This is a genomic window from Humitalea rosea (assembly GCF_003253705.1).
In the GTDB taxonomy this organism is placed as follows: domain Bacteria; phylum Pseudomonadota; class Alphaproteobacteria; order Acetobacterales; family Acetobacteraceae; genus Humitalea; species Humitalea rosea.
On sequence record NZ_QKYU01000001.1, the window covers coordinates 234,415 to 259,956 of the forward strand.

Annotated in this window: 19 protein-coding genes; 16 read left to right on the forward strand and 3 right to left on the reverse strand. The window is 71.1% G+C overall.

The genetic code is table 11. The annotated features are described in order from the left end of the window. Positions 1-48: 48 nt before the first annotated feature. From tssK to C8P66_RS01085, 5 genes are read left to right on the forward strand one after another with little or no spacing between them, the layout of a single operon-like run. Positions 49-1,386 carry a type VI secretion system baseplate subunit TssK gene (tssK, locus tag C8P66_RS01065; protein ID WP_111396279.1) on the forward strand — a complete coding sequence of 446 codons (1,338 nt, stop codon included), beginning with the start codon at positions 49-51 and terminating at the stop codon, positions 1,384-1,386. Beyond that, complete coding sequence (gene tssL / locus C8P66_RS01070; RefSeq protein ID WP_111396280.1) at positions 1,383-2,759, forward strand: type VI secretion system protein TssL, long form; 1,377 nt, start codon at positions 1,383-1,385, stop codon at positions 2,757-2,759. Before tssK ends, tssL begins: the two co-directional genes overlap by 4 nt. Beyond that, a complete protein-coding gene (gene tssM / locus C8P66_RS01075; protein WP_111396281.1) occupies positions 2,759-6,217 on the forward strand; it encodes a type VI secretion system membrane subunit TssM in 3,459 nt (1,152 codons plus the stop codon). Before tssL ends, tssM begins: the two co-directional genes overlap by 1 nt. A gap of 3 nt (positions 6,218-6,220) precedes the next feature. Continuing rightward, on the forward strand, positions 6,221-6,745 hold the full coding sequence (tagF, locus tag C8P66_RS01080; protein WP_111396282.1) for a type VI secretion system-associated protein TagF: 525 nt from the start codon (positions 6,221-6,223) through the stop codon (positions 6,743-6,745). Further along, entirely contained in the window at positions 6,742-7,437 is a 696-nt protein-coding gene (locus tag C8P66_RS01085; RefSeq protein WP_111396283.1) for a PP2C family protein-serine/threonine phosphatase, read from the forward strand. The genes tagF and C8P66_RS01085 overlap by 4 nt, the downstream gene beginning before the upstream one ends. A gap of 61 nt (positions 7,438-7,498) precedes the next feature. Here C8P66_RS01085 and C8P66_RS01090 read toward each other — a convergent pair whose 3' ends face one another. Next, positions 7,499-7,978, reverse strand: coding sequence for an Hcp family type VI secretion system effector (locus tag C8P66_RS01090; protein ID WP_111396284.1), 480 nt, complete (start codon positions 7,976-7,978; stop codon positions 7,499-7,501). A 111-nt stretch (positions 7,979-8,089) separates the two neighbouring features. Next, positions 8,090-10,726: a type VI secretion system ATPase TssH gene (gene tssH / locus C8P66_RS01095; protein WP_111396285.1), complete on the reverse strand. Its 2,637-nt coding sequence runs from the start codon at positions 10,724-10,726 to the stop codon at positions 8,090-8,092. 174 nt (positions 10,727-10,900) lie between these two features. Between tssH and tssA the strand changes: the two genes are divergently transcribed. From tssA to C8P66_RS01150, 11 genes are all read left to right on the forward strand, one after another. Next, the gene (tssA, locus tag C8P66_RS01100) at positions 10,901-12,031 is read left to right on the forward strand and encodes a type VI secretion system protein TssA (protein ID WP_111396286.1); all 1,131 of its coding nucleotides are present in this window, start codon (positions 10,901-10,903) and stop codon (positions 12,029-12,031) included. A 172-nt stretch (positions 12,032-12,203) separates the two neighbouring features. Further along, positions 12,204-12,710, forward strand: a complete 507-nt coding sequence (tssB, locus tag C8P66_RS01105) for a type VI secretion system contractile sheath small subunit (RefSeq protein ID WP_111396468.1) — start codon at positions 12,204-12,206, stop codon at positions 12,708-12,710. A 4-nt stretch (positions 12,711-12,714) separates the two neighbouring features. After that, positions 12,715-14,211: a type VI secretion system contractile sheath large subunit gene (gene tssC / locus C8P66_RS01110; protein ID WP_111396287.1), complete on the forward strand. Its 1,497-nt coding sequence runs from the start codon at positions 12,715-12,717 to the stop codon at positions 14,209-14,211. A gap of 21 nt (positions 14,212-14,232) precedes the next feature. Then, a complete protein-coding gene (tssC, locus tag C8P66_RS01115) occupies positions 14,233-15,732 on the forward strand; it encodes a type VI secretion system contractile sheath large subunit (RefSeq protein WP_111396288.1) in 1,500 nt (499 codons plus the stop codon). A 16-nt stretch (positions 15,733-15,748) separates the two neighbouring features. Continuing rightward, entirely contained in the window at positions 15,749-16,546 is a 798-nt protein-coding gene (locus tag C8P66_RS01120) for a type VI secretion system accessory protein TagJ (RefSeq protein ID WP_111396289.1), read from the forward strand. Between the two features lie 4 nt (positions 16,547-16,550). Continuing rightward, entirely contained in the window at positions 16,551-17,093 is a 543-nt protein-coding gene (gene tssE, locus C8P66_RS01125; RefSeq protein ID WP_111396290.1) for a type VI secretion system baseplate subunit TssE, read from the forward strand. Beyond that, positions 17,090-18,919 carry a type VI secretion system baseplate subunit TssF gene (tssF, locus tag C8P66_RS01130; protein WP_111396291.1) on the forward strand — a complete coding sequence of 610 codons (1,830 nt, stop codon included), beginning with the start codon at positions 17,090-17,092 and terminating at the stop codon, positions 18,917-18,919. Before tssE ends, tssF begins: the two co-directional genes overlap by 4 nt. After that, positions 18,916-19,878 carry a type VI secretion system baseplate subunit TssG gene (gene tssG / locus C8P66_RS01135; protein ID WP_158537052.1) on the forward strand — a complete coding sequence of 321 codons (963 nt, stop codon included), beginning with the start codon at positions 18,916-18,918 and terminating at the stop codon, positions 19,876-19,878. The genes tssF and tssG overlap by 4 nt, the downstream gene beginning before the upstream one ends. 55 nt (positions 19,879-19,933) lie before the next feature. Beyond that, a complete protein-coding gene (locus C8P66_RS24655; protein ID WP_158537053.1) occupies positions 19,934-21,415 on the forward strand; it encodes a class I SAM-dependent methyltransferase in 1,482 nt (493 codons plus the stop codon). Positions 21,416-21,530: 115 nt separating this feature from the next. Further along, positions 21,531-22,205: an OmpA family protein gene (locus C8P66_RS01145; RefSeq protein WP_111396294.1), complete on the forward strand. Its 675-nt coding sequence runs from the start codon at positions 21,531-21,533 to the stop codon at positions 22,203-22,205. A gap of 68 nt (positions 22,206-22,273) precedes the next feature. Beyond that, positions 22,274-23,278, forward strand: coding sequence for a hypothetical protein (locus tag C8P66_RS01150; protein ID WP_111396295.1), 1,005 nt, complete (start codon positions 22,274-22,276; stop codon positions 23,276-23,278). A 7-nt stretch (positions 23,279-23,285) separates the two neighbouring features. Here C8P66_RS01150 and C8P66_RS01155 read toward each other — a convergent pair whose 3' ends face one another. Next, a complete protein-coding gene (locus C8P66_RS01155) occupies positions 23,286-25,505 on the reverse strand; it encodes a serine/threonine-protein kinase (protein WP_111396296.1) in 2,220 nt (739 codons plus the stop codon). Positions 25,506-25,542 lie beyond the last annotated feature (37 nt).

Genomic DNA, 25,542 nt, shown 5'->3' on the forward strand with positions numbered 1-25,542 from the left:
GGCACGGTATCGGCCGGGCTGGCGCGGGGCAGGGGGAACGGCACGGGGATGGCTTGGCAGGATAAGGTCGTTTGGCAGGAGGGCATGTTCCTCCGCGCCCAGCACTTCCAGCAGCAGGACCGCTACCTGGAGCATCTGCTCCAGGCGCGGGCAGCACCGCTGCGGCCGCATCCCTGGGGCGTCACCGAATATGCGCTGGACCGGGACCTGCTGGCGGCGGGGAAATTCGCCGTCTCCAATGTCGCGGGCGTGCTGGAGGACGGCACCCCCTTCGCTGTCCCCGGCAATGCCGACCAGCCGGTGCCGCTCGACCTGCCCGAGGGCACCCGCAACCAGATCGTCTATTTGGCCCTGCCGGTGCGCCAGCCGGGCAGCCAGGAGGTGACCGCGACCGAGGGCGCGGAGGCCGCCGCCGCCCGCTACGCGCTGCATCCCTTCGAGGCCTATGACACGCATTCGGACGCGACCCTGCCGGCCGAGCTTGGCGTCGGCCGCCCGCGCCTGCGCTTCATGCTGGAGAGCGAGGAGCGCGCCGGCTTCTCCTGCCTCGGCCTCGCGCGGATCGTCGAGGTGCAGGCCGATCGCCGCGTCCTCGTCGATGACCGCTTCATCCCGCCGGCCTTGCGGATCTCGGCGGTCTCGCCTCTGTCCAATGTGGTCGCCGAGCTGGTCGGCATGCTCGGCCAGCGGGCCGAGGCGCTGGGCGCGCGGCTGTCCCAGCCCGGCGCGCGCGGTGTGGCCGAGGTCGCGGATTTCCTGCTGTTGCAGACGGTGAACCGCTGCCTGCCGCTGCTCGCGCATTACGCCGATGCGGGGAATGTGCATCCCGAGACGCTGTTCTCGACCTTGATCCAGATCGCGGGCGAACTCGCGACCTTCACGGCCCCGGATAAGAAAGCCTCAACCTATCCGGCCTATCGTCACGATGATCTGCAACGCTCCTTCGCGCCGGTGATCGCGGATCTGCGCCGCAGCCTCTCGGCGGTGCTGGAGACCAATGCGGTCGAGATCCCCTTGCAGGAGCGCAGCCATGGCGTGCGCGTGGGGCCGATCCTGGACCGCAACCTGCTCCGCGCCGGGCAATATGTGATGTCGGTGATGGCCGACATGCCGGGCGAGCAGATCCGCCGGCAATTCCCGAACCAGGTGAAGATCGGCGCGGTCGAGCACATCCGCGAATTGGTGAACGTGGCGCTGCCCGGCATCGTGGTGCGGCCGTTGCCGGTGGCACCGCGACAGATTCCGTTCCACGCCGGGGCGGTGTATTTCGAGCTGGATCGCGGCAGTCCGCATTGGCAGCAGATGCAGACCAGCGGCGGCTTCGCGATCCATGTCTCGGGTGATTTCCCGAACCTCCGTCTCAGCCTCTGGGCGATACGCGCATGAGCGACAATCCGTTTGGCGAACCCGAGGATGCCGACCGCACGGTGGTGCGGGGAGGCGCCGCCAGACCCGCCGGCACGCCACCACTCGCCGGCCCCCCGGCACCGCCCCCGCGCGCCGCCGCCCCCGCGCAGCCGCGCCTGGCCGGTGAGGCCGAGGCGCTGCCCAAGGTCGGCCCCGGCCCCCTCGCCGCCGCCGCGGCACCGCTGCTGGAGATGCTGGCGCGGCTGGCCAATGCCGGCGTCGCCAGCCAGCCGAATATCGAGGAGCTGCGCGAACGCGCCCTGCGCGGCCTGCGCCAGTTCGAGGTGGATGCGCGCGAGGTCGGCGCCACGCCCGAGGAAATCCGCGCCGCGCATTACGTCGTCTCCGCCGCACTCGACGATGTGGTGCTGGGCACGCCCTGGGGCGCGCAATCGGCCTGGGCGCAGAAATCCCTGGTCTCCACCTTCCATCAGGAAACCCGGTCCGGCGAGCGGGTCTTCGACCTGCTGGCCGGGATGCAGAAGGACCCCGGCCGCTACAAGGGCGCGCTGGAGATCGCCTATCTCGCGCTGTCGCTGGGCTTGCAGGGCAAGTACCGGCTGATGCCGCGCGGGGCGGCCGATCTGGATCGGGTGCGGGAGGGTCTCTACCAGCTCCTCTCTCAGCTCCGCGGCCCTTATGAGCGCGACCTGTCGCCGCATTGGAAGGGCGCCAATGCGCCGCATCGCGGCCCCAGCCGCAGCGTCCCGGCCTGGGTCGCGCTGGCGTTCCTGCTGTTTGCCCTGGGGGGCGGCTGGTACTGGCTGTCGGACGGGCTCTCGGCCAATGCCGGCAACCTGTATGAGCGCATGGCCGCCCTGCCGCCCGGCATGCCGCCGGCGATCGACCGCAGCGCGCCGCCGGTGCCGCCGGCCCCGCCGCCGCCACCGCCGCCCGAACGCCGCCCGCCCGATGCGGTGCCGCGCCTGCGCGAGTTCCTGGCGCGGGAGATCGCGCAGGGGCTGCTGACCGTCGATGGCGATGCGCAGCGGCTGCTGATCCGCATCAAGGGGCGGGGGATGTTCCCCTCCGGCTCCAGCAGCGTCGATCGCGACTTCGTCGATATCCTGCGCCGTATCGGCGAGGGGCTGAAGGACGAGCCGGGGGCGGTGAAGGTGCTCGGCCATTCCGACAACCAGCCGATCCGCACCGTGCGCTTCCCCTCCAACTTCGCGCTGTCGCAGTCCCGCGCGGAGCAGGCCATGGCGCTGATCGTCGTGGCCAATGGCGATGCCTCCCGCTTCACCGCCGAGGGCCGCGCCGACGCCGAGCCGCTGATGCCCAACACGACCGCGGAGGGCCGCGAGGCCAATCGCCGCATCGAGATCGTGCTGCTGCGAGGGAACCGCTGATGCGCGCGTTTTTCACCATCCCGGCGCTGGGCGCGCTGCTGGGCGTTCTGCTGCTCGACGTCCTCATCTGGCTCTTCGTCCCGCTGCTCGGCGAGGTCTTCGACGCGTACTGGCTGCGCGGCATCCTCGTCGCGGTGCCGGTGCTGATCTGGGCGCTGGTCGTCTTCCTGCGCGGCCGCAAGCGCGAGAGCCGCGACGCCGGGCTGGTGGAGGCCGCCGCAGCACCCGATCCCAAGGCCCAGAAGGACGAGCGCGCGGCCGAGGAGGAGGCCGAGCTTCGCGCCAAGCTCACGGATGCCCTGGCCAAGCTGAAGACCGCGACGGGCGGCAAGGGCGCCTATCTCTACGACCTGCCCTGGTATGCGATCATCGGCCCGCCGGGTTCGGGCAAGACCACGGCGCTGATGAACAGCGGGCTGGACTTCCCGCTGGCCGAGGGCCGCGTCGCCGGCGTCGGAGGCACGCGCTTCTGCGACTGGTGGCTCTCCGAACGCGCGGTGCTGATCGATACCGCCGGGCGCTACACCACGCAGGACAGCGATGCCGATGCCGACAAGGCGGGGTGGGAGCGCTTCCTCGACCTCGTGAAGAAGAACCGGCCGCGGCAGCCGCTGAACGGCGTGCTGGTGGCCTTCGGCGTGGACATGCTGTCTCGCCTCGACAGCGCCATGCGCGAGTCCCATGCACGCAGCGTGCGGCGGCGGATCAAGGAGCTGGAGACCCGCCTGGGCCAGCGCCTGCCGGTGTATTTCCTGGTCAGCAAGGCGGATCTGCTGCCCGGCTTCACCGAATTCTTCGACGACCTCGACAAGACCTCCCGCGAGCAGGTCTGGGGCTTCACCTTCCCGGCCACGACGACGCCCGAGGGCGCGGTCGCCAAATTCGGCGAGGAGTTCAAGCTGCTCTCCGACCGGCTGGAGGCACGACTGTTCGAACGCTTGCAGGCCGAGCGCGGCCCGTCGCAGCGCGCGCTGATCGCGGGCTTCCCGGCCCAGGTCGCCTCGATGGAGGCGTCGTTGCAGGCCTTCGTGCAGGGCGCCTTCGGCGGCTCCAAGCTCGATCCGGCACCCTTCCTGCGCGGGGTCTATTTCACCTCCGGCACGCAGGAGGGCACGCCGCTCGACCGGCTGTCCGGCGCCTTGTCGCGCGCCTTCGGGCTGGACCCGTCGCGGCCGGCCGCGGTCATGGGGCAGAAGGGGCGCGCCTATTTCCTCGGGCGGCTGCTCAAGGATGTGGTGTTCAACGAGGCGCGGCTCGCGGCCAATGACCGCGGCACCGAATCCCGCCGCCGCTATGTGCAGATCGGCGCCTGGGCGGCGGCGGTGCTGTTGCTGGTCGGTGGCGCGGCCTGGGGCTGGTCGGCGATGAATGCCGAACAGGCGCGCGGCGCGCGGCTGGCCGCCGCCGTCGGCGTGGCGGAACAGACCGCCGCGGGCGCGCCGCTCGATCGCGTCACCAGCCCGGATCTGTCGCGGGTGCTCGGCTACCTCGAAACCGCCCGCGCCTTGCCGGAAGCGGCCAAGGGCGACGGCCCCGCCTTCGGCCTGAGCCAGGAGGCGATGCTGACCCAGGGCGGTGAGAGCGCCTATCGCCGCGCGCTGGACCGCGTGCTGCTGCCGCGCCTGCTCGCGCGGGTGGAGGCGCAGATCCGCGGCGGCATCCAGCGCCCCGAGTTCCTGTATGAGGCGGTCCGCGTCTATCTGATGCTGGGCGGGCAGGGGCCGCTCGACCGCGGTCTGGTCAAGGAATGGTTCGCGCTGGACTGGCAGACGGCCTTCCCCGGCGCGGTGAACCAGCCGGGGCGCGACGCGCTCGGCCGGCATTTGGATGCGATGATGACGGGCACGCTGGCGAGCTATCCGCTCGATGGCGCGCTGGTGGATCAGGCGCGGCGCGTCTTCTCCCGCCTGCCGATGGCGCAGCGGGTTTACGCGCGGCTGAAGCCGCTCGCGGAGAACGTGGCGCCCTGGACCCCGGCGCAGCCGCTGGGGGCCGCCGGTGTGCGCAGCTTCACCCGCGCCAGCGGACGGCCGCTGACCGAGGGCGTGCCGGGGCTCTTCACCATCGAGGGCCTCTATGGCCGGGTGCTGCCGCGCCTGCCGCAGGCGGCCTTGGAAGCCGCCAGCGAATCCTGGGTGCTGGGGCCCGAGGCCGCCGCCGGCGTCGCCAGCGACCCGCGTCGGCTGGAGGCGGATGTGCTGGCGCTCTATGCCGCCGATTACATCCGGGTCTGGGATGCGATGCTCGCCGACCTCGTGCTGCCGCCCTTCACCGGGCTGAACGAGGCGGCCGAGGGGCTCAATCTGCTGGGGGCGCCGAACAGCCCGATGAAGGACCTGCTGCGCTCGATCGCGCGCCAGGTCTCGCCGGGCACGGCGCCGGAGCCCGCCGCCGGGGCGGCCGTCGCCGGGGCGGCCCAGGCCGCCGTGGCCGCGACCGCGAGCCGCGTGGCCGCCGCCGTCGGCGCCGCCGTGGGCAGCACCGGGGCCGAGCCCGTCGCCCGCATCGTGGAGCCGCATTTCCAGGCGCTGCGCGACGCCGCGGGGGCGCCCATCGATGGCGTGCTGGTGATCCTGAACGACCTCTATGTCCAGGTCGCGCGGCTGGCCAATGCGCCGCCCGGCACCGCTTTGCCGCCAAGCCAGGGGCTGGACCCGGGCCAGCGCCTCCAGGCCGAGGCGCAGCGCCAGCCGCAGCCCTTGCAGTCCTGGCTCTCGGCCCTGGCGCAATCCACCAGCCGGGCCCGCATCGGCGGCGCCCAGGCGGCGATCGCAGCGGCGGGGGGCGCGCAATTGGCGCCGCTCTGCCGGGGGATGGAGACCCGCTTCCCCTTCCGCCGCAGCACGAGTGCGGCGGATATGCCGGTGGATGACTTCATCCGGCTGTTCTCGCCGGGCGGGCTGCTGGACAGTTTCTTCGCCACCAACATCCGCCCCTATGCCGATACCACCCAGCGGGTGTGGCGGCCGGTGGCGGCCGAGGGGCTGCAACCGCCGGTCTCCCAGGCCGATCTGCAGCAGTTCCAGCGGGCGGCGGCGATTCGCGATGCCTTCTTCCCCTCGGGCGGCGCCAATGGCTTCCGCTTCCAGTTGCAGCCGCGCGGCCTGTCTGGCGGCACCACGGCGGGGGTGCTGGAAGCCTCCGGCAACCGTATCGCGCTGGAGCCGGGGGGCGGCGGGCGGCCATTGGATGTGAGCTTCCCCTCGCAGAATCCGGTGACGCTGACCTTCGATCCGCCCTCCTCGGCGGGGCCGCTGGAATATGACGGCGGCTGGGGGACGTTGCGCCTCGTGTTCCTCGGGCGGCTGACGGCGACGCGGCAGCCGGACCGGTTCAACCTGTCCATCATCCAGGGCGACCGCAGCGCGGAGTTCATTGTGCAGGCGGCGAGCAGCATCAACCCCTTCGGCCTGCGCGAGCTGACCGAATTCCGTTGCCCCGAGCTGAAGCCGAACTGACCCATGGAAACCCCGCGCACCGGTGTGTTCGGCAAGCTGCCGGCGCATGGCGACTTCGTGCGTCGCGCCTTGCCGCGCAGCTTCATCACGCCCTGGGATGACTGGCTCTCCGCCGGCATCGCCGAGGCACGCGACACGCTCGGGGAGGGGTGGGAGGCCGCCTGGGACGCCGCGCCGATCTGGCGCTTCCGCCTTGCCCCCGGCGCCTGCGGGCCGGAGGCGGCGGTGGGTGTGATCGCGACCTCGGCCGATACCGTGGGGCGGCGTTTCCCGCTGACCCTGGCGGCGGTGCTGCCGGCGGCCGCACTGCCGCCACCGGAGGAATGGTTCGCGGCACTGGAAGCCGCCGCGGCCCGGGCGCGGGCCGGGGAGGTCGATGCCGACGCGCTGTTCGACCTGCTGCCGCCGCCGCCGCCGGACGACCTGGATGCGACCCTGGACGGGCGCAGCCTGTTCTGGGTCGCCGGTCGTTCGACCCAGGGCATGCCCGCGCATTTCGCCCCCCTGCTGGAGGCACTTCCCACATGAACTCCACCGCTGCCTCCCACCCCGGCGCGATCCGGCCGCGCAATGAGGACAACCTCGTGGACCGCCCCGACATCGGGCTTTGGGCTGTGGCGGATGGGGCCGGCGGACATGGCGCGGGCGATGTCGCCAGCGGGGCCATCGCCGAGGCGCTGGAGGGCATCCCGCCCGGCCTATCGGCGGCCGAGATGCTGGCGCAGGTGAGGCTGCGGCTATCGGCGGTGCATCTCCACCTGCAACAGAAGGCCGAGGCCCGCGGCGATGGCGGCATCATCGCCTCCACCATCGTCGTGCTGCTGGCCCGTGGCGGGCATTACGCCGCCCTCTGGGCCGGGGACAGCCGCGCCTATCTGCTGCGCGAGGGCGTGCTGGAACGCGTGACCCGCGACCATAGCCTGGTGCAGGAGCTGGTGGATGCCGGCACGCTGACCGAGGAGGAGGCGGAGCACCATCCGCAGGCCAATGTCATCACCCGCGCGGTGGGCGCGGATGGCGAGCTGGAGCTGGACAAGGTCTCAAGCCGCATCCAGCCCGGCGACCGGTTCCTGCTGTGCAGCGATGGCATCTTCAAGGAACTGCCCGAGGCACGGATCGCGGCGATGGTGGCCGAAGGGGCGGCGGCGGAGCAGATCGTGCTGGCCGCGGTCGCGGCCGGTGGGCGGGACAATGTGACGGTGGTGGTGGTGGATGCGTGAAGGGCCGCGGCTTGCGCCGCGGCCCTTCCCATTTGCGTAGCCGGCGCGGCGACGCGGCAACTCAGGCGAGCTTGGACTCGGCGATGTCGTAGATCACGTGGCCGGTGGTCTTGGCCGCGAACTTGTCGTCGATGTTCAGGTATTCGCTGTCGATCTTCGTGAAGTTCAGGCTGATGCTCTCCGACGGGCGGTCACCGCCGCTGGAGATGCTGTAGCCCGAGATCAGCGTGTTGGTCAGGATGTACTTCTGGAAGGCGACGTGCTTGCCGCTGTTGTCGGTCTGCGTCAGCTCGATCTTGACCGTCACGGCCTTGCCGCCGATCGACTCCTTGAACAGCAGGGGCGAGGAGATGTCGAAGGTCTTCGTCACCACGATCTCGCTGACCGAAGGGGCCGTCGCTTCGCGCTTGGAACCACCGCCGACGCCGCTCGAAATGCCGCGGCCGACGCCGAACTGGAAGGAGTGAACCTCGATCCACTCCTTGTGCGTGAGCTGGGTGGTTTCACCCTTCGCGACGGGGTGATGCATGAAAATGGCCATTGTCTCTCTCCAATTCTCGGTGCCGCGCCGTGTGCCGATCCGGGCCACGCGGCGGGCCGCCCGGTCGGTACCTCCGGCAGCGGGCCCATCCCGCTGCCTGTGTATGTGCCGTCAGTCGAGTTCGTAATGGAACCCGCCCTCGTCGTTCATCGCCACCCTGACCTTGCCGATCGCGCGGCCTTCGGCGAGCCGTTCGAGGATGCCGGCCGAGAGTTCAGGTAGCAGGGTTCTGTTGAGGATGTTCTCGATATTGCGTGCGCCGCTTTCAACTTCACGGCACCGCTCGACGATCGCCAAAGGCACTGCCGGGTCGACTTCAAATTCTACGTCATAGGCTTCACGAACGCGTTTGCCGATGCTCTTCAGCTTGAGGCCGATGATCTGTTTCAACACGTGATCGGCCAATGGGTAGTAAATGACCACGTTGCAGCGGCCGAGGAAGGCCGGTTTGAATACCTTCAACAAATCGGGCCGCAAGGCTTCCAGCAACTGCTCCGGTTCGGGGGACGTTTCGGGGTCGGCGCAGAGCTTGGCGATGGTGTCGGTGCCGGCATTCGACGTCATGATGATGACGCAGTTCTTGAAGTCGATGTCGCGGCCTTCGCCGTCCTTCATGTTGCCCTTGTCGAACACCTGGTAGAACACGTCCTGCACGCCGGGATGGGCCTTCTCCATCTCGTCGAGCAAGATCACCGAATAGGGCCGGCGCCGCACCGCCTCGGTCAGCACGCCGCCTTCGCCATAGCCGACATAGCCCGGCGGCGAGCCCATCAGCGTCGCGACCTTATGCTCCTCCTTGAACTCGCTCATGTTGATGGTGGTGAGGTTCTGCTCGCCACCATACAGCAGATCGGCGACGGCCAGCGCCGTCTCGGTCTTGCCCACGCCGGAGGTGCCGGCCATCAGGAAGACGCCGATCGGCTTGCGCGGATCGGCGAGGCCGGCGCGGTTGGTGCGGATCGCCTGGGCGATCGCGGCGATTGCGTGGTCCTGGCCGACAACGCGTTCCTGCAAGCGCGCGTTCAGCGCGAGCACGCCCTTCAGCTCATCGCCCGCCATGCGGCCCAGCGGGATGCCGGTCCAGGTCGCGACCACCTCGGCGACGGCCTGGCCATCGACGACGGGATGCACCAGCGGCTCCTCGCCTTGCAATGCGTGCAGCTCGGCGGTGACGGTCGAAAGCTCGGCGCGCGCGCCGACGCTGTCATGGCCATCGACCGGGGTTTCCAGCGCCTCGCGCAATTCGCGGATGCGGCCGACCAGGGCCTTCTCCTGTTCCCAGCGCGTCTTCAGCGCTTCGAGATCCACCTCGACCTCGGCCTGTTCGATGACCAGCGCGCCGGTGCGCTTCTCGTGGTCGCCGCCGGTCGCGACCTCGCGGCCGAGGGCCGACAGTTCCGTGGCGATCAGGGACAGGCGGCGGGTGCGATCCTCGATCGGCGCCGGGATGGCGGCTTGCGACATCGAGACGCGGGCGCAGGCGGTATCGAGCAGCGACACGCCCTTGTCCGGCAACTGCCGCGCGGGGATGTAGCGCGCCGAGAGCCGCACCGTCTCCGTCACCGCCTCATCCAGGATGCGGACGCCGTGGTGCTTTTCGAGCGTGGCCACGAGCCCGCGCAGCATGGCATTGGCCAGCGGCAGCGAGGGCTCCTCGACCTTCACCACCTGGAAGCGGCGGGTGAGGGCGGCGTCCTTCTCGAAGTATTTCTTGTATTCCGCCCAGGTGGTCGCCGCGACGCAGCGCAGCTCGCCGCGCGCCAGCGCGGGCTTGAGCAAATTGGCGGCATCGTTCTGCCCGGCGGCGCCACCGGCGCCGATCAGCGTATGCGCCTCGTCGATGAACATGATGACCGGCTGCGGCGAGGATTTCGCCGCGTCGATGACGCCCTTCAGCCGATTCTCGAATTCGCCCTTCACCCCGGCGCCGGCCTGCAGCATCCCGAGGTCGAGCGACATCAGCCGCACCTTGGCCAGCGCCTCCGGCACATCGCCCGAGGCGATTCGCAGCGCGAGGCCCTCGACCACCGCGGTTTTGCCGACGCCGGCCTCGCCGGTCAGGATCGGGTTGTTCTGGCGGCGGCGGGTGAGGATGTCGATCATCTGCCGGATCTCGGCATCGCGGCCGAGGATCGGGTCGATCTTGCCGGCCTTGGCCTGCGCCGTGAGATCCGTGCAGAACTGGTCGAGCGGCCCGCCCGCGCGCGGCGCGCCATCGGTGGGGGCCATGCTGCCGCCACCGGGCGGGGCGGCGATCGAGGCCTGCGCCTGTTCCTCGCTGTCCTTGGTCAGCGCATCCAGGTTCTTGCGCAGCGGGTCGATCGGGATCGCGGTCAGCGAGGGCGCGCTGTCCTTGACCGTGCGCGCCAGCGTCTCGTCGCTGAGCAAGGCGGCCAGCATGTGGCCGGTGCGGATCTTGCCCTGATTGCCTTCCAGGCTCGCGATCAGCCAGGCCTCGCGCAGCCAGGTCACGATGTCCGGCGACAGCGACGGCGCCCGGGCATTGCCGGTGCGCATCTTGTCGAGCGCCTTGGTCAGCTCGGTCATCACCCGCCCGGGATCGACGCCCGCCTGGCGCAGGATCGCCGCGACATCGCTGCCCGGTGTTTCGACCAGCCGCAGCAACAGATGTTCGATTTCGACGTTGTAGTGGCTGCGGGACAGCGTCAGCCCCGCCGCTGCCTCGAGCTGTCGGCGGCCAACATCGGTGAGGCGCCCGACAAGGGCCTTAAGGTCAATCGCCACCATGACACCGCATGCTCCCCGTCAAGCCGCTCGGAGGGCGGCGGCCTGCCACAAAGGCTAGTGGCCGTTTCGGCTGCGAGTCCAGGGGGGGCGCGATTGCGGTTGCGTGTGCAGTAACTATTGAGCGCGCTTGGCGGTGCCGTTTGTGCGGCCTAAGCTCCGGCAACGGGGGTGTGCATGGCGGACGAAGTGATCGACGTGGCCACGATGTTGGCGCCTCTGGCGGGGAATGACGGCGCCGGTGAGGACCTGCGCCAGGACTACTCCCCTGCGTCCCCATACCAGAAGTTGCGCGACGCCCGTGCCGAGGCCCGTGCCGAGGAGCGCGCCCGCGACAGCCAGGGCGATACCGAGGCACCGCCTGCCGATGGCTGGCGCGCGGTGCGCCGCATCGGCACCGAGGTGCTGCTCGAAAAATCGAAGGATTTTGAGATTGCCGCCTGGCTGACCGAGGCGCTGGTGCGCCAGGACGGTCTGCCCGGCCTCGCCGCCGGGGCGCGGCTGCTCGCCGGGCTGCTCGAAACGTTTTGGGACCCGGGCTTTCCGCAACCCGATGAGGATGGGCTGGAGGGGCGCGGCTCGCCGCTCGGCGGTCTCGCGGGGGGCGACAGCGACGGCACGGTGATGCAGGCGCTGCGGCGCATGCCGCTGTTCCGCCGGCCCTCGGGCGAGAGCCTCGGCCTGTACCAGTATGAGGCGGCGCTCGACACCGCGGGCCTGGCCGATGAGGCGCGGCGGGAGCAGCGCTACAGCCAGGGCGTGCTGGTGCTGGAGACGGTGGAGACGGAAGCGAAGTTCGACCGCCCCGGCCTGCGCGCGACGGTCTTGGCGGCGGAGGCGGCGCGGGCGGCGTGGCAGGCCTTCCAGGACCAGCTCGACGCGCGGTTCGGCTATGATGCGCCGCCCTCGCGCCGCGTGGCCGAGGTGCTCGACCGGCTGCGGGAGGTTGCGGAGACGCTCGCGGGCGGCCCCGCCGAGGTGCCGGTGGAGGAGATGGCCGCGGCGGCCCCCGGGGCCGAGCCCGTGGCCGGCGGCGGCGTCCCCGCCAGCGGGGGGGGCTTCGGCGTGCCCGCCGGCAACATCGCCGGGCGCGAACAGGCGCTGAAGGTGCTGGAACAGGTCGCGAGCTACTTCCAGAAGAGCGAGCCGCATTCCTTCCTGGCCTATACGCTCAACGATGCCGTCCGGCGCGGACGCATGACCTTGCCCGAACTGCTGGCCGAGGTGCTGCAGGATGAAACCGCCCGCACCGGAATGCTGACGGCGTTGGGTATCCGCCCGGGAGGACTCGACCCGGTGGAGGAATGAGGGCCAATCTTCACGCTGAGGTTAGCGGATCGGGTACAACCGCTCGTTGACGGGCGGTTTTCTGCGGACCTAGGCTCCGCCGGATACTCATCCTGGCGTCGGCAGGGCCGATGCCGCATGATCGTTGCTGAAACAGCTGTACGGCGCGAATTGCGCCGATTGGGGAGAGCCGATGGCAAGCGTACACGACAAGCTGAACCGCGTGCGCAAGCCGCGCGTCCACATCACCTATGACGTGGAGACGGAAGGGGCCGCGATCGAACGCGAGCTGCCCTTCATCGTCGGCGTCATGGGCGATTTCGCCGGTGATCCGGCCGAGCCGCTGAAGCCGCTGGCCGAACGCAAGTTCGTCCAGATCGACCGCGACAATTTCAACGACGTCATGGCGCGCATCGCGCCGGGGCTGAACCTGAAGGTGAACAACACCCTGGCCGATGACGGCAGCCAGATGGGCGTGAACCTGAAGTTCCGCAGCATGGACGACTTCGAGCCCGCCAAGGTGGCCGAGCAGGTGCCGGCGCTGAAGGCGATGCTCGATACCCGCGCCAAGCTGCGCGACCTGATGAGCAAGGCCGACAACTCCGACCAGCTCGAAGGGCTGCTGGATGAGGTGTTGCAGGACAAGGACAAGCTGAAGGCGCTCTCGGAGCAGCTCGGCCTCGGCAAGCAGGAGGGCTGAGACGATGAGCGGGACCGAAGCCCAACCAGGCGCTGCCGGCACCACCACCACCGAGGAAGGGGGCATCTCCTTCCTCGACCAGGTGCTCGGCGCGACCAAGCAGACCGAGCGCGACCGCGCCCAGGATCTGATCAAGGCGCTGACCGAGGAAGCCCTGAAGGGCACCATCACCTACAGCCGCAACCTGACCCAGACCTTCAACCGCGCGATCGCCGAGATCGACCGCAAGGTCTCCGAGCAGCTCAACCAGATCATCCACAACGAGAAGTTCCTGAAGCTCGAGGGCTCCTGGCGCGGCCTCAACCACCTCGTCATGAACAGCGAGACCGGGACCAGCCTGAAGATCCGGCTGTTGCAGGCCTCCAAGCGCGACCTCAACCGCGACCTCACGCGCGCGGTGGAATTCGACCAGTCCGGCTTGTTCAAGAAGATCTACGAGAACGAGTTCGGCACCCCGGGCGGCGAGCCCTATGGCGCGCTGGTCGGCGATTACGAATGGACCAACCACCCCGATGACGTGGAGACGCTGCGGCTGGTCTCCAACGTCGCCGCGGCCGGCTTCTCGCCCTTCATCTCGGCGGCGGGGCCCGGGATGTTCGGCTTCTCCGACTATCGCGAGCTGTCCAAGCCGCGCGACCTGTCGAAGATCTTCGAGACGCAGGAATACGCCAAATGGCGCTCCTTCCGCGACAGCGAGGACAGCCGTTTCGTCACCCTCGTGCTGCCCCGCGTCATCGCCCGCCTGCCCTATGGCGAGAAGACCAAGCCGATCGAGGAATTCGCCTACGAGGAAGCGCCGAACAATGCGGACGGCAGCGCGGCGGCGATGGAGCACCACGATTATTGCTGGATGAACGCGGCCTATGTGCATGCGGCACGTCTGACCGACGCCTTCGCGCAATACGGCTGGTGCACGGCGATTCGTGGCGCCGAGGGCGGCGGCAAGGTCACCAACCTGCCGACGCATGTCTTCACCTCGGATGACGGTGATCTGGACACGAAGTGCCCGACCGAGATCGCGGTGACCGACCGGCGTGAGGCGGAGCTGTCCAACAACGGCTTCCTGCCGCTCTGCCACTACAAGAACACCGACTACTCCGTGTTCTTCGGCGCGCAGACCACCCAGAAGCCGAAGAAGTACGACCGGCCCGAGGCGACGGCGAACGCCGCCATCTCCGCGCGCCTGCCCTACATCATGGCGACCAGCCGTTTCGCGCATTTCCTCAAGGTCATGGCGCGGGACAAGATCGGCTCCTTCATGGAGGCGACCGATTGCGAGCAATGGCTGAACCGCTGGATCCAGAACTACGTCAACCCGATGGAAGGGGCTGGCCAGGAATCCCGCGCGAAATACCCGCTGCGCGAGGCGAAGGTCGAGGTGAAGGAAATCCCGGGCAAGCCGGGTTCCTACAACGCGGTCGCCTATCTGCGCCCGTGGTTGCAGATGGAGGAACTGACCACCTCCATGCGCATGGTCGCGCGGATTCCGCAGAAGTCCTGACCGAAAAGGGGAGGGGGCGGCGTGGCTTTGCGTGACGCCGTCCTCTCCGGCCGTTTCTTCGGTGGCGGCGCTCCGGTGGGCGCCGTCGCCGATTTCCTGGCCGAGGCCGATCCGGGCGCCGTGCTGCATGGCTGGCTCGGCCCCGATCGTTTGCGCGCCATCGCCGCCGGCCCCGATCGCCGCGCGGTGCTGGAGGAGACGCTGGACCGCGACATCGCGGCCCTCGATGCCGCCATCTCCCGCCAATTGGATGCCATCCTCCATCACCCGCGGCTGACGCGGCTGGAGGGCTCCTGGCGTGGGCTGCATTGGCTGGTCGAGGGCTTCGTGCAGGACCGGCTGGTGAAGGTGCGGCTGCTGCCGGCGCGCTGGGCGGAGCTGGCCCGCGACCTCGACCGCGCGGTGGAATTCGACCAGTCCGCGCTGTTCCGGAAGATCTACGAGGAGGAATTCGGCTCGGCCGGTGGCGAACCCTATGGGATGCTCTGCGCCGATTACGAAATCCGCCCCGGCCCCGGCCTCGAACATCCGGTGGATGATGTGGCGGCCCTCGGCCACCTCGCCGCGGTTGCCGCCGCCGCCTTCTGCCCGATGGTGTTTCCCGCCTCGCCGGCGCTGGTCGGGCTGGACAGCTTCAACGAGGCGACCACCGCCTTCACCCTCAACGAGGCCCTGCGTGGCCCGGACCGCGCCCGCTGGCGCAGCCTCGCCCTGCGCGAGGATACCCGCTTCCTGTCGCTGGTGCTGCCGCGCACCCTCGGCCGCCCGGCCTGGGCCGAGGATGGCACCCGTGCCGATCGCTTCCGCTATCGCGAGCAGGCTTCCGCGCCCGGCAACCGGGTCTGGACCACGCCGGTCTTCGCCTTCGCCTCGGTCGCCGCCCGCGCCTTCGCCCGCTACCGCTGGCCCGCCGAGATCCGTGGCGCCGAGCCGGGCTGGGACGCGACCGGCGGCGTCGTCGAGAGCCTGGTGCATGAGCGTTTTCGCTCCGACCCGCCGGGCCCGCCGCCGCGCCCGCCCTTGGAACTCTCGCTGACCGATGAGCAGGAACGCCAGGCGGCCGAGGGCGAGTTGATCGCCTTCTGCGGGCTGGATGGGCTGCCCGAGGGCTCCTTCGGCGCCGTGCCCAGCCTGCATCGCCCGCCCAAGATGACGACGCAGGTCGCCGATGCGAACCAGCGCCTGTCCTCGCAGTTGAACAGCGTGCTCTGCGTCTCGCGCTTCGCCCACATCGTGAAGCTGATGGGCCGCGACATGGTCGGCGCCTTCATGTCCGCCGAGGATGTGGAATCGCGGCTGCAACAATGGCTGAACAAGCACATCAGCGGGCTGATCGGCGGCAGCGAGGTGGCGGCGCGCTACCCGCTGCGCGATGCCAAGGTGGAGGTGCGCGAGCGCCCCGGCCGCCCCGGTTCCTATGGCTGCACCGTGCTGTTGCAGCCGCATTACCAGTTGGATGAGGTCGGGGCCTCCTTCCGGCTTGTCACTGATCTGAGCGCGCCGCGCGCGGCCGCGGCCTGAGGGGAAGAGAAGAACAATGGCGACAGCAGGCGAAGCGTTCCGCGCGGGCGATCTGGCGGCGGCGGTGGCGGCGGCCCAGGCGGCGGTGCGCGCCGCACCCCGCGATTCCGGGGCACGCTGGCTGCTCGCGGAGCTGATGCTCTTCGCCGGCGATGCCGAGCGCGCCGACAAGATGCTGGATGCCGCGGTGCTGGAGGACCCGTCCCCCGCCGTGCTCGAATTCCGCAAGCTGCTGCGCGCCGAGGTGATCCGCCAGCAGGTCTGGAACGAGGGCCGCGCGCCGAAATTCTCGGGCGATGACGCGACGCCGGCGCAGCAGGCCGCGATTCGCGCCGCCGTGCTCGCCCGCGCCAATGCGCCCGAGGATGCCAGCGCCGAGGCGCTGGCGGCCGAGGAGGCCCGGCCCAAGCTCTCCGGCACCGCCGAGCTTGCCGATGGCACCACGCTGGACTTCGACGATTTGCGCGATGCCGATGATTTGCTGGCACCGATGGTGGAGGTGCTGACCACCGGCGGCGACCACATACTGGTGCCACTGGAGCGCGTGGCGCTGCTGGAATTCGAGACCCCGCGCCGCCCGCGCGACCTCGCCTGGCGCCGCACCACCATCGAGCTGAAGGATGGCACCGAGGGCGTGGTCTATATGCCCACGATCTACGCCGCCCCCACCGGCCAGCCCGATCCGCTGCGGCTCGGCCGCGCCACGGAATGGACCGAAGGCCCCGGCCCCGTGCGCGGCCGTGGCCAGCGCGTGTTCCTGATCGGGGAGGAAGCCGTGGCCCTGGCCGATCTCGCCGCGCTGCGCTTCGGATAGGCGGATGGGCGAGCGCTACGGTTCCGAACGCGGCGGCGAACGCAGCGGGGGCACCGGCGGGGTGCGCGGCGGCGGCTTGCGCGTCCGCCTGCCGCTGCTGGACCGCCTGCTGGACAGCGATCCGGGCGCCGAGCGCGACCGGCCACTGACCCCGGCGCTGGCGCTCGAAACCCTGCGCACCGCCGTGCGGCGCGATCTTGAGGCGCTGCTCAACGCCCGCCGCCGCCGCTGGCCCTTGCCGATGAGCACGCCGGAGCTGCTGGCGTCCCCGCTCGGCTATGGCATCCCGGATGCGACCTCGGGCGCCTATGCGCTGGAGGAACGCCGCCAGGCGCTGGCGCTGGAGGTCGAACGCGTGATCCGCCGCTTCGAGCCGCGGCTGCTCTCGGTGAAGGTGACCCTCCGCGAATCCGGCAATGAGCTGGACCGCACCCTGCGGCTGAAGGTCGATGCCGTGCTGCGTACCGACCCGATCCCCGAGCCGATCAGCTTCGAGACCGTGGTCGAGGCGGTGTCGCATGAGGTCCGCGTGGCCGAACCGCGATGAGCGAGAGCCTTCTCCCGTTCTACAACCGCGAGCTTGCGGCGCTGCGCCGCCTCGCGGGCGAATTCGCCGAGGCCTATCCCAAGGTCGCCGGCCGGCTGCGCATCACCCCCGATGGCACCGTCGATGACCCGCATGTGGACCGGCTGCTGGAGGGCGTCGCCTTCCTCGGCGGGCGGGTGCAGCAGCGGCTGGAAGACGAGCTGCCGGAAATCACCGACACGCTGCTCGAACTGCTCTCGCCGCATCTGCTGGCGCCGGTGCCGAGCATGACGACGGTGCGCCTCGCCCCCCGCGCCGAGGCGCGCGGCCCCGCCCTGGCGCCGCGCCACATGCCGCTGGAAACCGAGCCGGTGCGCGGCGAGGTGCTGCGCTACGTCACCTGCCACGCCGTCACCGTCTGGCCGGTGCTGATCGAATCGGTGCGGCTGATGGGGCTGCCGCTCGCGGCCCCCGCCAATCCGCGCGCGCCGGGGGCCGCGGGCTGCCTGCGCATCACGCTCAAGACCCAGACGCCGGATTTGACCTTCGCCGAGGTCGGGCTGGACCGGCTGCGGCTGCATCTGCGCGGCGCGCCGCAGGTGGCGGCGGGGCTGCATGAGCTGCTCTCCACCGCCTGCGTCGGCATCGCTTTGGCCGATGGGCCGGGCGATCCGAGCCCGACCCTGATCGGGCCGCAGAACCTCATCCCCGCCGGCTTCGAACGCGACGAAGCGGCACTCCCCTGGCCGCGCCGCGCCTTCGACGGGCACCGGCTGCTGACCGAGTATTTCGCCTTCCCGGAAAAATTCCTCTACCTCGACCTCTCGGGGCTGGAGGCGCGCAGCCTGTTGCAGAACAGCAACCAGCTTGAGGTCTTCATCTACCTCTCGCGCAGCGCGCCGGAACTCGAACGCAGCGTCGCGACCGACAGCCTGGCGCTGCATTGCACGCCGGCGGTGAACATCTTCACCCAGCGCTGCGAGCCGATCGCGCTGGATGGCACGCAATCGGACTGGCTGGTCATCCCCGATGCGCGGCGCCCCGCCGCCCTTGAGGTCTATGGCGTGCAATCGGTGCGCGAGAGCCGCCCCGATGGCGCCCGCCGCGCCGTGCTGCCCTTCCACCGCCTCGCCCGCGACGGGGCGGCGGAGGAGGAGGCGGCCCCCGCGCAATGGATCGCGACCCGCCGCCCGGCCCCGGCGCCGCTGACCGGGACCGAGACGCGGCTGTCGCTGCGCGATGCGGGTTTCGACCCGCAGGCGCCCGCCGATGGGGTGCTGACGATCGAGGCGCTGTGCATCAACCGCGACCTGCCCGAGCTGCTGCCCTTCGGCGGCGGCCAGCCCCGGCTGCGGATCGCTGATCCCAATGCGCCGGTGGCGGCGGCCGGCTGCGTCTCCGCACCGACGCCGACCCTGCGGCCGCCCTTGCGTGAGCGTGGGGCGTGGCGGCTGGTCTCGCATCTGGCGCTGAACCATCTCGGCGTGATGGGCGGCGAACAGGCGGCCCTCGCGCTGAAGGAGATGCTGCGCCTGCATGATCTGCGCGACGCGCCGGAAACCCGCAGCGCCATCGCCGGGCTGGTCGCGGTTTCGGCGGGGCCGGGCCTCGCGCGCATCCCCGGGCAGCGGCCGGGCGTGTTCGTGCGCGGGCTGGATGTGGTGCTGACCTTCGAGCCGCAGGCCTGGAATGCCGGCGGGCTCTATCTGTTGGGGGCGGTGCTGGAACGCTTCCTGGCCTTGCAGGTCTCGGTCAATGGCTTCGTCCGCACCAAGGCGATGCTGCGCGGGCGCAGCACGCCGGCCGCGGTCTGGGCGCCCCGCAGCGGCACGCGCGTGCTGTTGTGACGGAGGAGACGCCCTGGGCCGCGCCGCCGGCGCCGAGCCCGATCGCGCGGCTCGCGGCCGACCCTGGACGGTTCGACCTGGATCAGGCGGCCTTCATCATCGCCCCGCATGGCGACCCGGTGGAGCTGCCCTTCCGCAGCCTTGCCCGGCTCGGCCTGCCGCTGGCCGAGGTCGTGGCCGCCGATCCCGCGACCGGGGAGATCACCGCCCCCACCTTCGGCCTGGTCGGGCCGGGCGGCACCTTGCCGCGCCACTACACCGCCACCGCCGGGACCGAACTTCGCAAGCGCAGCCGCGCGCTGCTCGCCTTCATGGAGCTGCTCTCCCGCCGCTTCACCGGCATGTGGGTCAGGGCCGGGTCCAAATACCGCCCCGCGCGCGATCCGGTGCCGATGGAGCGCGCGCTGGATGCCGCGACCGGCATGCTCACCCCGGGGCTGCAGAACCGGCTGGCGCTGCCCCAGGCGGCCATCCGCTACCACGCCGGGCATCTGGCCGCCCGCACCCGCAGCGTCGAGCGGCTGCGCGCCATGCTGGCCGAGGAGGCGGGCAGCGAGGTCGTGATCGAGGAATTCGCCGGCGGCTGGCTGCGGCTGCCGGCCTCCGAGCAATCGCGCATGGGCGGCCCGCATGGCCGCCTCGGCGTCGATGTCGCGGCCGGTGCCCAGGTCTGGGACCCGCAGGCGCGCTTCATCATCCGCCTCGGCCCGATGGAGGCCGGGGACTTCGCGCGGCTGCTGCCGGGCACGCCGCTGTTCGGCCGGCTCTGCGACCTCACCCGGCTGTTTGTCGGCCCGGAGCAGGATTTCGTGCTGAACCCCATCCTGCTGCCAGCGGCGGTGCCGGCGGCGCGCGTGGGCGCCGGGGGGGCGCGTCTCGGCCTGACCTCCTGGATGCAGAGCCCGGCGCCGCGCCGCCGCCCCGCCGCCGATGCCTTCCTCCGCCCGACGGCGGCATGACCAACCAACACTCTCTGCCAACACTCCTGCCAGCATTCCTGAAGGACCGGGCCTTATGACCGACTGGAGCCACGGCTATGTGGCCGACAGCCCCTATACCGTCTCCTACCAGCCGTCGCAGACGCCATCGCATCTGGCGATGGTCTGCGCGATGATGGGGGTGGCCTGGGAGCCGCGCGCCACCATGGTCGTCGCCGACATCGGCTGCGGCCGCGGCTTCACCACCAATGCCCTGGCCGCGGCCAATGCGGGCTGGACCCTGGTCGGGCTGGACTACAACCCCGCCCATGTGGCCGAGGCCGATGCCTTTGCCCGCCGCGTCGGGCTCGACAACGCGATCTTCGTCGAGGCCGACCTCTCGGCCATGACCGATGCGGAGATGGACCAGATCCCGCTGATCGACGTCGCCATGCTGCATGGCGTCTGGACCTGGGTCTCCGAATCGGTGCGGGCAGGGATCGTGCGGCTGCTGTCGCGGCGGCTGAAGCCGGGCGGGATCGCCTATTTCGGCTACAACGCCTTGCCGGGCTTCGGCGCCGACATGGCCTTGCAGCGGCTGTTCCGCCATCTGGCCCCGATGCAGCAGCGCGGCACGTCCGCGGAGCGCGCCGCCGGGGCCATCCCCACCATCCGCGCCTTGCATCAGGCCAAGGCCAAGCATCTCGCGCCCACACCGATGCTGCTGCGCCTGGCCGAGGATGAGACGCCGGTCGATTCCGCCTATCTGGCGCATGAATTCATGACCGCGCATTGGCGCCCGGTCTTCCATGAGGACCTCTGCGCCGATCTGGCCGGTGCCAAGCTCGAATACGTCGGCAGCTGCACCCTGTCGCACAACATCGCCGATCTGGTGTTCGAGCCGGCGCAGCGCGCGGTCTATGACACCCTGCCCGAGGGGCCGGCGCGCGAATTCCTTAAGGACCTTTGCCTCGCCAACCCCTTCCGCCGCGACGTCTTCATCCGCGGGCGGCGGCCGGCCGATCCGGTGGCGGCGATGGACCGCCTGTCCGTGGCGCTCTGCCGCCCGGCGCCGGAGGCCTCGCCCAAGCTCCAGACCGCCGTCGGCGTGGCGGAGCTCTCCCCCGAGATGTGGGCGCCGATCCGCGCCGCCTTGCTCGGGGGGGCGCAGCGGATCGGCGATCTGCGCCGCCTGCCGGAAGGCCGCCAGCCCAACCCGGCCGAGCTGCTGACGGTGCTGGAGGGCACCGGCTACGTCCTACCGGTGCTGCGCCAGCCGGAGACGAGCGAGGTCACCATCCGCTTCAACCGTGTGGCCGCCGAGGTCTATGCCGAGAATGGGCTGGCGCCGGGGCGTTTCGCCCTGGCCTCGCCGGCGGCCGCGGGGGGGCTGAATTGCACCTCGCTCGAACTCGCGATCGCCGCCTTGCCCGATATCGCCGAGGAGCCGACCGCCGCGGAGATCGCGCTGCGCCTGCTGCCCAACATTGAGGGGGAGGCGCTGGACAACGCGATCGTGGTGATCGCCGAGATCCTGGCGGAACGAATCCCCGTGTGGCGGCGGTTCGGCATCCTCTAGACCGCCCGGATCATGCTACAGTGATGCGATGACATATTGATCGGCGGGCCCCGTGGGGCGAGCCTTTATCCAGGCGCCGCGCAAAGCGGCCCGTCCAATCCAGAGGGAGCCCAGCATGTCCCGAACCACAGCCTTCACCCTTGTCGCAGCCATGGCCGGTGCCATGGCTGCCGGCAGCCCGGTGCTCGCCCAGTCCGACCCCGCGGCGCTGTCGCTGATCGAACGGCTGCGGCCGAGCGTGGGCGGGCCCTCCGGCACCCGCGGCATCCGCGTGCCCTCGGCCGATCCGGGTGCCGCGCTGCCGCCGGCCACGACGCCGGTGCTGGTGCCCGCGGCCCCCGCCTATTCAAGCCCGCCGGCACGCCCGCCGCGCCAGCAGCAGGCGATCCAGGCCGCCCCACCGCCCGCGGCGCCGCGCGAGACGACCGCCCCCCCGGGTGTCGCCGCGGCCTCGATCACCGTGCTGTTCCCGACCGGATCGGCGGCGCTGACGCAGCAGGCGATGGCGGCGCTGGCCCCGCTCGGCCGGGCGCTGACCTCGCCCGATCTCGCGCCCTACCGCTTCCGGATCGAGGGCCATACCGACACCACGGGTGATGGCTCGACCAACCTCGCGCTGTCCCAGCGCCGGGCGGAATCGGTGCGCGACTATCTCTCCAAGACCTATGGCGTGGCACCGGCGCGGCTTGAGGCCGTGGGCCTGGGCGAGAGCGAATTGCTGGTGCCGACCGGCGACAAGGTCGATGAGCCGCGCAACCGCCGGGTCCAGGTGCTGAACCTCGGCGCCTGATCACCGCCTGAACGCCGGGGCACGACGCGCGCGCCCCGGCGCCACCATGCTGTTTTTGGGGAGCGGAAATGGCCCTGCCGCTGGACGAGGACGCGACGGTGCGCCTGACCCTTCCGGTCGTGCCGCCCATTGCGCCTTCAGGCGAGGCTCCCGTCCGGCATGGCCGGCGCGCGCTGCTCTGCACCATCTGCGCCGGGCTCGCGGTCGGCGCCGGGGCGGGGGGCTGGCTGTGGTCGCGACGGCGGCCGGCCGAACGCCTACAGGCCGAGTCGCCGCCGGTGGCGGCGGCCCAGGTCGCGCAACCGCCGCCGCCCTTGCCCGCGCCACCGCCGAGCCTGGACCGCGCCGGGCTGCTCGCGCATCGGGCGGTGGTGCCGACGGCCCTGCGCTGGTCCGCCAATCCCCTGGTCTGGGTGCTGGATTTCCCGAGCCTGGAACAGCAGGGCCAGGCGATGAACCGCGCCGCCGCGCTGATCGAGAAAGCCCACACCCCGCGCGACCGCGTGCTGGACGATGCCGCGCTGGCCGCCGCCATCGCCGCCGACCGGCGCACCCCGGCGACCTGGTACTACGGCCATGATTATCGCGGCTCCAGCCTCGCCCGCCTGTTCGACCTGGCCGAGGAGGCGAAGCTGGTCCTGACTCCGTCGGAGGCCTGGGTCGGCGAGCAACTGCGCCTGGCGATGCGGCTGGAGCCGTCGCGGGACCTCGCCTTCCTGACCGTGGTGGCCGAGGGGCCGGGGGTCGATGCCTCGATCCGCGACAGCGTGCTGCTGCATGAGCTTGGCCACGGGCAGTTCTTCACCCAGCCCTTCTTCGCCGCGCATGTGCTGCGGGTCTGGGACCAGGGCTTTACCGAGGCCGAGCGCGAGGCGGTGCGGCGGTTCCTCGCGGCAGATGGCTATGACACCGCGCAGGAGGAGCTGATGGCCAATGAGGCCATGGCCTATCTGCTCTACACCCCCGACCGGCGGCTGTTCGACCCCGTCCGCGACCTCGGCTGGTCCGATGCCCAGGCGGAGCAACTGCGTGCGACGCTGCGGCTGCGCGCGCCGGCGGAGCCCGCGATCTGACGGCGGCTCAGCGGCGGGCGGTTTCCACCACCAGCGGCCGCACCGCCACCTTCTGCCCCGCCTGCCGCGCGGCGTTCAGCGCCGAGGACAAGGCGGCCAGGTAATCCGCCTGCGGCTCGACCACCGGGCGCGGCGTCGTGAACAGCGGCCGCTCGGTCGCCACGGCGATCATCAGATCGGTGCCGAAGGGTTCATCGACCTCCCACCCCGGGAAATTCCCGCGCGGTTCGCCGAGGCGGACCGTCGCTCCGGCCGCCTGCGGCGTGGAGGGGCTGAGATGCGCAACCTCCCCCGAGGACATGAAATAGGCGACGTAGAGATGCGCCGGCCAGTCCGGCATGGTGATGTCGAAGCGCAGCAACTGGCCTTTCAGCAGCGGCATATTGCCCACGACGCTGACGCGGGGGGCGGTATCGGGCGTCGCCAGAACCGGGCGCAGCACGTCGAAGGCGGGGCAATAGGGGCCGTCGAAGGCCTGCACCGCGAGCCGGGTGGCGGCCAGCGGAATGTCGCGGGTCGCAAGGGCCCGGCGCAGCGCATTCTCATCCCCCCGCCGCACCACGCCTTGCAGGGTCAATGAGGTTTCATCGGACGAGGCGGCCACGAGCCCGCAGGCCGGGGCCGCCGCCGCGGCGGCCGCGGCGGCGGCGAAGTCGGGGCGCGGCGGCACCAGCAAGGCGAGCTGAGTCGGCGCCGTGGGCACCGCGGCCGTGGGCGGTGGGGCCGCGGGGGGCTGCGCGGGTGGGGTTGCGGGCGCCGGGGTCAGCTGCGGCAGCGGCGGCGTGGCGGGTAGCGGCTGGGCAGTCTTGACCGGTGCGGGCGCGAGGGGCGCCGGCGCCACCGGGGTAAGGGCCGGGGTTGGCGTGATGGGCGGCGCCGGGACCGGGGCGGGCGGGACCGGCACCGGGGTGATCGGCGTCGGGGCCAGGGCGCCGGGGCTGGTCGGGGTGGGGTTGCCCGTGACGGCCGTGACCGGGGCCGCGGGTGTCACCGGTCCCGGGACCAGCGCCCGCGGGGCCGGGGCGGCGGGCGCCTGGGTCGCGGGCGGGACGGCGACCGGTGCCGGCGTCTCGATCGCGGGCTGGGCCGCGCTCACCCGGGTTTCGGCCGATGGCGTCACCGGGGTGGGGGAAACGGGCGTCGGCACAGCGGCCACCGGCGCCTGGGTGATCGTGAGCGGCGGCTGCGGCGGCACCGGGGACAGCGTCTCGCCCCCCAGCATCAGGAAGCCGACCACGGCCGCCGCCGAAAGGGCGGCGACGCCCCCGCCGATCAGCAGCAGCGGTGGCCCTTTTCGTGCCGCCGGGGCCGGGACGGGCGGCGGCGGCGCCGGGGCGACGGCGGGGCGCGGGCTGCCGGAGACCATGGTGGCATCGGCCTCGGACGCCATCGGCAGCGGGGCAGGGGCGGGCGCCGTCATGGCGCCGGCGATGGCCTCGGCGAAGGCGCTGGCACTCGGCCAGCGATCCTCCGGCCGCTTGGCCAGGGCCTTGGCGATCACCGCATCGAAGCCGCGCGGCGCGGTGACGGTCAGCGAGGACGGCGGCGTCGGCTCGGTATGGATTGCCTTGTGCATGACCGAGGAGAAGCCGCCCTCGAACGGCTTCTCCCCCGTCAGCAGCTGGTAGAGCATGACGCCGGAGGCCCAGATGTCGGCCCGCGCATCCACCGGCTCCCCACGCAACTGCTCGGGCGCCATGTAGCTCGGCGTGCCCATCACGGTGCCGACCTGCGTCATCGAGGAATTCTCGAGCCGCGCGATGCCGAAATCGGCGATCTTCACGGTGCCGTCGGCGGCCAGCATGATGTTCGCGGGCTTGATGTCGCGATGCACGACGCCGCGCTTGTGGCTGTAGTCGAGCCCGGCCAGCATCTGCCCCATCACCCGCAGCGTCTCGGGCATCGGGAAGCGGTCGCCGCGGTCCAGGATGTCCTTGAGCGTGCCGCCCGCGACCAGCTCCATGGCGATCCAGGCATTCTCGCCATCCTCGCCATAGTCATAGACCGCGACGATATTGGGATGGTTCAGCCGGCCCGCGGCCTGGGCCTCGCGCTTGAAGCGGGCCATGGCCTCGGCGCCCTCGACGTCGCCCATCGCCGGCTTCTTGACGATCTTCAGCGCCGCCCGGCGCTCGATCACCGGGTCCCAGGCGTCCAGCACCGTGCCCATGGCGCCGGCGCCCAGGCGTCCACGGATCTCGTATTTGCCGACAACCTCGACCGCCATACGCGCGCTATCCCCCCAAGCCTCGCTCGGCCCGGCC

Excerpts from the sequence above, each read along its gene's own strand:
- tssK (WP_111396279.1), top strand. The coding sequence starts at position 49 with ATGGCTTGGCAGGATAAGGTCGTTTGGCAGGAGGGCATGTTCCTCCGC.
- tssL (WP_111396280.1), top strand. The coding sequence starts at position 1,383 with ATGAGCGACAATCCGTTTGGCGAACCCGAGGATGCCGACCGCACGGTG.
- tssM (WP_111396281.1), top strand. The coding sequence starts at position 2,759 with ATGCGCGCGTTTTTCACCATCCCGGCGCTGGGCGCGCTGCTGGGCGTT.
- tagF (WP_111396282.1), top strand. The coding sequence starts at position 6,221 with ATGGAAACCCCGCGCACCGGTGTGTTCGGCAAGCTGCCGGCGCATGGC.
- C8P66_RS01085 (WP_111396283.1), top strand. The coding sequence starts at position 6,742 with ATGAACTCCACCGCTGCCTCCCACCCCGGCGCGATCCGGCCGCGCAAT.
- C8P66_RS01090 (WP_111396284.1), bottom strand. The coding sequence starts at position 7,978 with ATGGCCATTTTCATGCATCACCCCGTCGCGAAGGGTGAAACCACCCAG.
- tssH (WP_111396285.1), bottom strand. The coding sequence starts at position 10,726 with ATGGTGGCGATTGACCTTAAGGCCCTTGTCGGGCGCCTCACCGATGTT.
- tssA (WP_111396286.1), top strand. The coding sequence starts at position 10,901 with ATGGCGGACGAAGTGATCGACGTGGCCACGATGTTGGCGCCTCTGGCG.
- tssB (WP_111396468.1), top strand. The coding sequence starts at position 12,204 with ATGGCAAGCGTACACGACAAGCTGAACCGCGTGCGCAAGCCGCGCGTC.
- tssC (WP_111396287.1), top strand. The coding sequence starts at position 12,715 with ATGAGCGGGACCGAAGCCCAACCAGGCGCTGCCGGCACCACCACCACC.
- C8P66_RS01120 (WP_111396289.1), top strand. The coding sequence starts at position 15,749 with ATGGCGACAGCAGGCGAAGCGTTCCGCGCGGGCGATCTGGCGGCGGCG.
- tssE (WP_111396290.1), top strand. The coding sequence starts at position 16,551 with ATGGGCGAGCGCTACGGTTCCGAACGCGGCGGCGAACGCAGCGGGGGC.
- tssF (WP_111396291.1), top strand. The coding sequence starts at position 17,090 with ATGAGCGAGAGCCTTCTCCCGTTCTACAACCGCGAGCTTGCGGCGCTG.
- C8P66_RS24655 (WP_158537053.1), top strand. The coding sequence starts at position 19,934 with ATGACCGACTGGAGCCACGGCTATGTGGCCGACAGCCCCTATACCGTC.
- C8P66_RS01145 (WP_111396294.1), top strand. The coding sequence starts at position 21,531 with ATGTCCCGAACCACAGCCTTCACCCTTGTCGCAGCCATGGCCGGTGCC.
- C8P66_RS01150 (WP_111396295.1), top strand. The coding sequence starts at position 22,274 with ATGGCCCTGCCGCTGGACGAGGACGCGACGGTGCGCCTGACCCTTCCG.
- C8P66_RS01155 (WP_111396296.1), bottom strand. The coding sequence starts at position 25,505 with ATGGCGGTCGAGGTTGTCGGCAAATACGAGATCCGTGGACGCCTGGGC.